Source organism: Pseudoxanthomonas sp. 68-E7 (genome assembly GCF_057773145.1).
Map to the genome: position 1 here is coordinate 1 of NZ_JBYMTI010000012.1, position 8,564 is coordinate 8,564.

Genomic DNA, 8,564 nt, shown 5'->3' on the forward strand with positions numbered 1-8,564 from the left:
CCCGAACTTGCCACCGCTCAGGCTCTCCACCACCCCGCCCGTCGTGGCCTGCAGACCCACCTTTTGCCAGGCGCTCAGATTGCCCGCATTGGCGATGCCCATCGTGATGCCCGCCGAGAACGCGCCAATGACACCGCCCTTGAAGGTGCCCGTCGCCACGTAGCCACTGGCGAAACCAATGGCCACCGCATAGCCCAGCTTGGCCCAGAAGCCACCAGCCTGCGGTGCGACCAGCGTGCCGATGACCGCGATGGCAATGCCCACCAGTTGCCGGAACGAGCTGTTATGGCTTCCAACAATGTGCCGCCCACCAGCGCACCGGCGACCGTGCAGCAGGCGCTACTTAGCATTTCCTGACGTGCGTCTGGCTCACACGAATCTGAGACGTTACAGATCAGCGTTGGCTAGCTGTTTTATCAAAAACTGGAGTAACGCCTACCAACCCTGCGATCTTGTAACTTGGCCACTGCCATCCGGCATCCACACTTCTTTCGAAAGTTCCTATCAATTCAATGTATGAGCCTTCTTCTGCCTGAAGAGATTTCTCATACGCCGCGACTCTGGATGGCTTTACCCCCTCATGAAACGCCCCTATCTCAATAGCCGCCTCCATGTTGGAGATATCGCGCTGCTCCTTTGAGAAGAACAACACCCGCCTTCGTAGCCCCCCTTCTGTTTCCGTATGGAGGTACCCTTTCACCCTTACAACATGACCTAAGTATTGAGCGCTTCCAAGCAGCTGAAAGAACGACACCGAGCAAACCAGATCTGACGTGAACCCAGTCTCTTGGCAGGCCATTTTTTCGCTCTCTTTAGTGCAACCAATGATTGCCACCAATGCAAATGCGAGCAGCGCCATCAAATTAGTCTTCATGGATTATATTTCCCAGCATTCCAGTCATCAGCATATCCCCGTCTCTCCAAGTATCTGTCGTAACTCCAAGAATACCTATAGCTCGGCCCAACCACATTGGCATCCACAGCGTGACGGATTGAGTATCGATAATCATCGGGAGAAAAATCTGGAATCGCTCGTTCATGATACGGATGCGTGTGCATCCACTCAACAAAATCTAGCCTTTTTAGTCCAATGTAGCGTGCATCCAATGCAACGACATGAAATTGACCGGAACTGTGCGCCGGGCCAAAAAAATACAGGTCCGTCTTTTTTTGCCAATATATCTTCGCACCTATCTCCGTCCTGAACTCCTCACTGATTGGATAAACGATATCACCCCACTTTTCCTTCATTCCGATCAACTCTACCTCGGTATAACCTCGACTAAAGAAGCCAGCCTCCCTCAGAGCAGTATTGGCCCGCGTCGAAGCGTTGTACCCCTTCTCCCAATCCACGGGATCGGGATCGCCCAGCGCACCAGTTTGGTGTGGCTGAGGTGGCCGCGCCATCGCCCCCTGAATCGCCCCACTGACCGCCCCATTGGCAAACTTCCCGCCCGTGGCCTTGGACAGCGTTCCGCCCACCAAGGCGCCCACGGTGGTCCGCACGGCATCGTTGCGGATATGGCCCACCTGCGGCATCACCGACGCGGTCACGCCCGCGGACACGAACCCGTGCCCGAACTTGCCACCGCTCAGGCTCTCCACCACCCCGCCCGTCGTGGCCTGCAGACCCACCTTCTGCCAGGCGCTCAGATTGCCCGCATTGGCGATGCCCATCGTGATGCCCGCCGAGAACGCGCCAATGACACCGCTCTTGAAGGTGCCCGTCGCCACATAGCCACTGGCGAAACCAATGGCCACCGCATAGCCCAGCTTGGCCCAGAAGCCGCCAGCCTGCGGTGCGACCAGCGTGCCGATGACCGCGATGGCAATGCCCACCAGTTGCCGGAACGTGAACATCCCCGTCGGGTCCGTGTACGCCAGCGGGTTGTTGAACACGTAGGTGTACGCGTTCCAGCTCTGCGCGTTGTCCGGCGACTGCACCAGCGGGTCCGGTTGCAGGAACCGGCCCAGCCCCGCGTCGTAGATGCGGTCATTAGTGAGCGAAGCCGGACTCTGGGCGACCAAGCCCCCCAGTTCAGCGCTTGTTGTAGCCGTCACGGACACTTAGCACATTGATGGCGCCCACGGGCTTCATGAGAGTGGAAGGGTCAGGCGCATCCAGTGAGAACGTACCGAACACAATGATGTTGCTCTGCTCTTTGCCTTTCAACGACCCCAGCTCGCCAAGCAATCTCACCGATGATGACAAATCTCGACTGAGATAGAACTCCCTGTTCGGGAACAAATAGATATCACCATCCAAGTCTCCCATGAACCCTGGAACGATGACCTGTCGCCCATCAAACAGCCCACGTGACGTGACTACCTGCAGCATCGACGCCCGGCAAAATTCGCCCGCCGCGGAACCATGCTCGTAGCAACGTAGGATTTGATTGGAATCTTGGGCAGCCTGCCTGACGTCGCTTGGTTCTTGCATGGTGCAAGATGAGCAAATAAACGCCGCTAGCATGATCATGGCACGCACTCTTGATCTCCTATTAAGGGCAACCCAAGCGGGTGGAGAAGCAAATTGGAACTTGGCCGCCAATCTTCTTTTGCATGGCACGATAGGCCTCGTAATTAAAGTAGTCGTAGTCATTTTGAGAGAACGAATAAATATTAATTCCTTCGTTGTAGGCGCTCATGCCATCACCTGAGCGATTCCATGCTTGATACGCGGCATTGTCAGTTTCGAAAGCACCGTAGGCATAGGCTGCCCCCGTTCCTGATAGGAAACCTCGGCTATCTGGATGATAGTGAGACAGGGCTACCAAACGAGTAGAGGCAGGCAAATGACCATATTCGAAGAGGCCCGATACACTACCAGGAGCACCGATACTGAACGGAGCCCCGAGATAGTACTTACCACTTTTGAAGCCGATTTTGACTCCCACCTCTGCTAGGGGCGCTACACTTCTCACAGCGCTCGCAAAGGCATTATGCGCGTCCAGCTCTGTGTCATATGACCGAAACGCCTGATCGCGAAACATTGCTTCCTCTACTGCACTCATGGTTTCTTTTGCCAGTTTCGGATTGGGTGTCTTGGATCCGTTGCCATCGTTGAAGGCCCGTCTGGAAGAATCCCTGGCCATCGCCCCCTGAATTGCCCCACTGACCGCCCCATTGGCGAACTTCCCGCCCGTGGCCTTGGACAGCGTACCGCCCACCAAGGCGTCCACGGTGGTCCGCACGGCATCGTTGCGGATATGGCCCACCTGCGGCATCACCGACGCCGTCACGCCCGCGGACACGAACCCGTGGCCGAACCTGCCGCCGCCCAGGCTCTCCACCACACCACCCGTCGTGGCCTGCAAGCCGACTTTCTGCCAGGCGTCCAGGCCGCCCGCATTGGCGATGCCCATCGTGATTCCCGCCGAGAACGCGCCAATGACACCGCCCTTGAAGGTGCCCGTCGCCACATAGCCACTGGCAAAACCGATGGCCATCGCATAACCAATCTTGGCCCACACGCTGCCGAACTGCGGTGCCACCAGCGTGCCGATGACCGCGATGGCGATGCCCACCAGTTGCCGGAACGTGAACATCCCCGTCGGGTCCGTGTACGCCAGCGGGTTGTTGAACACGTAGGTGTACGCGTTCCAGCTCTGCGCGTTGTCCGGCGACTGCACCAGCGGGTCCGGTTGCAGGAAACGGCCCAGCCCCGCGTCGTAGATGCGACCGTTCATGTGGATGATGCCCGTGCCGTCCACCATCTCGTGACCGGTGAAGCCGCGCGGCGTCGTGGGTGAGGCGCTGCCGGCGCCATTCGGGTCCCCGTAGCTGCGCCGCTCGCCGAAGGCGGTGAAGTTCTAGACCCTCGTCAAGTGAGCCAATGAGCACCAGACTGCTGACTTGCCCCGCTATTTCATCGCCCGCATCACGCCTCGGCTGCACTTCTATAGAGACACACTCCGAACGCGCCCCATATTTCTCCGCCACTACAATCCAGAAGTGATCGTGCAATCTTTAGTCTTCAACTGATACGTGAACGATCCTTTTCTTGTCAACGTCGAAGACGGCATGAAATCTCCCACCCATTCTTTCATGAGACCCAAGAAATGAAACAACAAGATATTTCTTAACCGGCGTTATGACTACCGTCTTACCTCTAACATCAATGTCTGATCGCATTGATTCATATGCCGACGTCAGAGCAATCGAGTACATCTCTGCTTGTTCAGCATAAATATCGCGCCGCCCATCATTCGCTGCCACAGTTAAAATAAAAAATCCCAATATAGAAATAAACAGAATAGTCCTACTTACCCAAGACATCTTCGTGCCTCCCAATAGTATAAAAGCTATTTGCTCGCCCGTATGATATGACGTTTATATTATCAATCACGTAACTATGTCCAGGCATTATTCCGAGCTCTCGGTTTTCTAAATTAAAATAGTCCGCCGAACTTGGTCTTGAAGACCACAATCTGCCCTGCGCATCGTAACCGCGAGGCGTAGGATGAGTATGAAAAGACCCCCTTACTCGCAATCCTTTGTACCTCCCGCCAGGATCCATTGCAGGTCGCCTGATACTTGTAAGGTCCCCGCGTTCCCATCGACGAACCCCAATACTTCCATCTGCCTCATACCCCCAGTACCCTCCTTCTTCATGTCGTGAAAATGGATTCGTAGGCTGCGAATCAGCCCACGCATCTCTCATTCCCTCTAGCAACACTGGATCATTCAGCTCTCTTGGGTATGCGATTTTCCTGTAGATACCTCGCGTCCATTCACTAACTCCATCAAGGAATCCATCTCCCATCTCGTTACTGTCATTTGGTGTACGGGCTCCATTGGAGGTCCGCATCATCGCCCCCTGAATCGCTCCACTGACCGCCCCGTTGGCAAACTTCCCACCCGTGGCCTTGGACAGCGCACCGCCCACCAAGGCGCCCACGGTGGTCCGCACGGCATCGTTGCGGATATGGCCCACCTGCGGCATCACCGACGCCGTCACGCCCGCGGACACGAACCCGTGGCCGAACCTGCCGCCGCCCAAGCTCTCCACCACCCCACCCGTCGTGGCCTGCAAACCCACTTTCTGCCAAGGGTCCAGGCCGCCCGCATTGGCGATGCCCATCGTGATGCCCGCCGAGAACGCGCCAATGACGCCGCCCTTGAAGGTGCCCGTCGCCACATAGCCACTGGCAAAACCAATGGCCATCGCATAGCCAATCTTGGCCCACACGCTGCCGAACTGCGGTGCCACCAGCGTGCCGATGACCGCGATGGCGATGCCCACCAGCTGCCGGAACGAGAACAGCCCCGTCGGGTCCGTGTACGCCAGCGGGTTGTTGAACACGTAGGTGTACGCGTTCCAGCTCTGCTATTTATTTGACTACAGAATAATCAAAAGATCTTTCTTCTTCCCATGAACAAATTCATATTTGGACAAAGCCCTCTTTGCGCTATCCGAGTAGACCCGGGTTGGGTACACACGCTTAACTCGAATGTTCTCCGGCCTGCCATTCTCATCGAGATCAAACATCAATAGGGCACAAGCCTTCCCGGAACCTCCGGGAAACATATCCGTTGGCTCACGCACTTGCGCGCGCACAACTATCAATGCTTCTACAGAAGCTAATTTAGCCGGGTCGACATCAACGCCGCAGTCAGCTGTTCTTTGCCCACCTTGGGCATGTGCACATGCGGTGAGAAGCAAAGTCATTGCCCCCGCAAGAAGAACCTTTATTTGCATACGTCCCCCTCAGTGAAGTAAGAACACCTAATCGGAAGGCCCAAGCTCTGACGGTACGGATTCTCATAGTATTTCACGGCACGAAACTCCTCCATCGCCCTTAGTCTCAGCGCGTGCGGATTACCCACATATACGGGAATCGGGGCCATTCCAAATGCCGCTGAACCAACATTCGTGTGTCCAATTTCATGCATGATTAGTGTATCGAGTGTTGCCGTCTCCAGCTGATCTCCGTTGAGCTTCCTGCCAGTCGATACAATTTCATTCACGTAGGCATGAACGTTTCTAGTATAGGTAATGTAATTGCCATCCCCTCCAACATAGAAGGCGTCAGCAATGACCTCCACCTCCTGAAGGACTATCTTCTCACCGGTTCTATCCATGTAGTCAGCGAGAACTCTACCTATAGGACTTCTAATGATTTTGGATAGAACCCTCGATGTTTCTTCAGGCATTGGGCTGAAATAGGCATCTTGATTGATGTCTGCGGGAAGCGTTTGGTGCTCAAAGTATTTCGAGGGTTCTTCTTCAGCGGCGGCCTGCCTAGCCATCGCCCCCTGAATCGCCCCACTCACGGCTCCATTGGCAAACTTCCCGCCCGTGGCCTTGGACAGCGTACCGCCCACCAAGGCGCCCACGGTGGTCCGCACGGCATCGTTGCGGATATGGCCCACCTGCGGCATCACCGACGCCGTCACGCCCGCGGACACGAACCCGTGGCCGAACTTGCCGCCGCTCAGGCTCTCCACCACGCCACCCGTCGTGGCCTGCAAGCCGACTTTCTGCCAGGCGTCCAGGCCGCCCGCATTGGCGATGCCCATCGTGATGCCCGCTGAGAACGCACCGATGACGCCGCCCTTGAAGGTGCCCGTCGCCACGTAGCCGCTGGCAAAACCAATGGCCATCGCATAACCAATCTTGGCCCACACGCTGCCGAACTGCGGTGCCACCAGCGTGCCGATGACCGCGATGGCGATGCCCACCAGCTGCCGGAACGAGAACAGCCCCGTCGGGTCCGTGTACGCCAGCGGGTTATTGAACACGTAGGTGTACGCGTTCCAGCTCTGCGCGTTGTCCGGCGACTGCACCAGCGGGTCCGGTTGCAGGAACCGGCCCAGCCCCGCGTCGTAGATGCGACCGTTCATGTGGATGATGCCCGTGCCGTCCACCATCTCGTGCCCCGTGAAGCCGCGCGTCGTCGTGAGTGAGGGGCTGCCGGCGGCATTCCGCTGTAGCTGCGGCGCTCGCCGAAGGCGGTGAAATCCAGTCCCTCGGCCGGCGCCCCATTGGCATCGGCGATGCGCACCACGCTGCCCAACTGTCATGGAACAGGTACCGGGTGGCCTGTACCGCGCCCCCGACCATCGTCTACGGGATCACGCCCCGAATGCAAGCCACATATTCTGCCGCCACCAGCATCCAGAATTTCTCGTGCAGCCTTTAGTCCTCTACTGATACATGCACTATCTTTTTCTTATCGACGTCAAAACCGGCATGAGACCCCCCATTCTTTCTTGAGGCCCTAACAGAGAAAAAACCAGATATTTTCTAACAGGCGTAATAACCACCGCTTTACCTCTAACGTACTTCTGACATCAAGATTTCCGAGGTTGTAGCTGGGGATGCCTATAGAAGGTCCTCAAGAGGGGCTACCCATCGGATGGATCTTCCCGTATTTTCATTGAAGATGATCTTCTTTCTTGTCTGGGGATCCTCTTCGTATAGGCCCACTCGCTTAGCATCTCGCGCTCGCTCATCCTCACCCAGTATCACCAACCGCTCATCAACCCCATCGATATTGACGTCCACGATCGGCAAAAGAATGAATGTTTGGCGAGCATTATTCCTATTGTTCCCAAAGCTATTTTCATAACCAAGCACCAAGGATCCTAGAGGGAGCGTTCCTGCACTACTCCCTGAATTGACTATTACCGTTTCCTTTTCTTGCTTTCCCTTGACGCCTTTCACAAGTAGAAACCTAAACTCTGCGCGCTTGCAGCCATTTCCGGTCAACCACTCCAAACACTTGGTAGCTGCAACTCGATAGATGGCAACGGACTTGGAGTTCTTGATTTCAGCGCGCAGATCTTCCTTTACAGGAATTACCGCTCCGCAGTTGATCGAAGCGAGCAGCAGCATTGTCGCGACAATAGCTAGCCTAGCCTTCATTTTGGTAGCCTCATCTTGTTGATGATGATGTCCATGTCATCATGAATCTGGTCATGTATTGACTGTGTCTTACCATTCAACCATCGCGTGTTGAATCCCGGGTTTCGGTGAAGAACTTCGTGCCCATAGTTCCGGAGATTTTCTAGACGGTCATTTGTCATTGAACCCTTGAAGAACCTGATTGGCTGGGTTGGATAGCCATGTCGGTCTATCTCCCCATAAGCCAGGACACCAACTCGCTTCCCATCGACCCGTTCAACATAACCTCGTATGTCGTAGTAGGTCCCATCAAGGTACTCATTGAATGACGGCCTGATGCCTTGAAGGCCCGCGATCTCCCTGTTTTCGATCTCTTTGAGGAAACCGAACTCTGCCGGCAGGTCTCCCGATATGTACAGTTTCATGAAGTCCTCTTTTGCCTGCTCAAGGAGTTCTGCTCCCTTAATGTCGCCAGTATCAGTGAGAGGGTCTTTTCCATTGCGCAGTGGAGTTTGGTGACTGACTTTAGCCATCGCCCCCTGAATCGCCCCACTGACCGCCCCGTTGGCAAACTTCCCACCCGTGGCCTTGGACAGCGTACCGCCCACCAGCGCGCCGACCACCGTGCGGCCGGCGTCATTGCCAATATGGCCCACCTGCGGCATCACCGACGCGGTCACGCCCGCGGACACGAACCCGTGCCCGAACTTGCCAC

The 8,564-nt window shown here is 55.9% G+C and carries 9 protein-coding genes and 1 pseudogene; all 10 read right to left on the reverse strand.

From position 1 onward, the window contains the following. The coding region (locus tag AC3DE2_RS20060) for a hypothetical protein (RefSeq protein ID WP_488427544.1) at window positions 1–264 on the reverse strand (264 nt) is incomplete at its 3' end. A gap of 130 nt (window positions 265–394) precedes the next feature. After that, complete coding sequence (locus tag AC3DE2_RS20065) at window positions 395–874, reverse strand: hypothetical protein (protein ID WP_488426834.1); 480 nt, start codon at window positions 872–874, stop codon at window positions 395–397. Next, window positions 871–2,028 carry an RHS repeat-associated core domain-containing protein gene (locus AC3DE2_RS20070; protein ID WP_488427545.1) on the reverse strand — a complete coding sequence of 386 codons (1,158 nt, stop codon included), beginning with the start codon at window positions 2,026–2,028 and terminating at the stop codon, window positions 871–873. The genes AC3DE2_RS20065 and AC3DE2_RS20070 overlap by 4 nt, the downstream gene beginning before the upstream one ends. 10 nt (window positions 2,029–2,038) lie before the next feature. Further along, window positions 2,039–2,488, reverse strand: coding sequence for a hypothetical protein (locus AC3DE2_RS20075; protein ID WP_488427546.1), 450 nt, complete (start codon window positions 2,486–2,488; stop codon window positions 2,039–2,041). 13 nt (window positions 2,489–2,501) lie between these two features. Further along, window positions 2,502–3,791, reverse strand: a pseudogene (locus tag AC3DE2_RS20080) (RHS repeat-associated core domain-containing protein); the annotation flags it as partial. Between the two features lie 470 nt (window positions 3,792–4,261). Further along, window positions 4,262–5,305 carry an MPN domain-containing protein gene (locus AC3DE2_RS20085; protein ID WP_488427547.1) on the reverse strand — a complete coding sequence of 348 codons (1,044 nt, stop codon included), beginning with the start codon at window positions 5,303–5,305 and terminating at the stop codon, window positions 4,262–4,264. Window positions 5,306–5,341: 36 nt separating this feature from the next. Further along, a complete protein-coding gene (locus AC3DE2_RS20090) occupies window positions 5,342–5,671 on the reverse strand; it encodes an energy transducer TonB (protein WP_488427548.1) in 330 nt (109 codons plus the stop codon). Window positions 5,672–5,691: 20 nt separating this feature from the next. Continuing rightward, window positions 5,692–7,026 carry an RHS repeat-associated core domain-containing protein gene (locus AC3DE2_RS20095; protein ID WP_488427549.1) on the reverse strand — a complete coding sequence of 445 codons (1,335 nt, stop codon included), beginning with the start codon at window positions 7,024–7,026 and terminating at the stop codon, window positions 5,692–5,694. Window positions 7,027–7,327: 301 nt separating this feature from the next. Then, window positions 7,328–7,840, reverse strand: a complete 513-nt coding sequence (locus tag AC3DE2_RS20100; protein WP_488427550.1) for a hypothetical protein — start codon at window positions 7,838–7,840, stop codon at window positions 7,328–7,330. A 26-nt stretch (window positions 7,841–7,866) separates the two neighbouring features. Further along, window positions 7,867–8,564, reverse strand: a 698-nt coding sequence (locus AC3DE2_RS20105) for a hypothetical protein (RefSeq protein ID WP_488427551.1), incomplete at its 5' end; no start/stop codon positions are given.

Bases quoted from the DNA above. Each gene is read 5' to 3' on its own strand.
- AC3DE2_RS20065 (WP_488426834.1), bottom strand. From the start codon at position 874: ATGAAGACTAATTTGATGGCGCTGCTCGCATTTGCATTGGTGGCAATC.
- AC3DE2_RS20090 (WP_488427548.1), bottom strand. From the start codon at position 5,671: ATGACTTTGCTTCTCACCGCATGTGCACATGCCCAAGGTGGGCAAAGA.
- AC3DE2_RS20095 (WP_488427549.1), bottom strand. From the start codon at position 7,026: ATGACAGTTGGGCAGCGTGGTGCGCATCGCCGATGCCAATGGGGCGCC.
- AC3DE2_RS20100 (WP_488427550.1), bottom strand. From the start codon at position 7,840: ATGCTGCTGCTCGCTTCGATCAACTGCGGAGCGGTAATTCCTGTAAAG.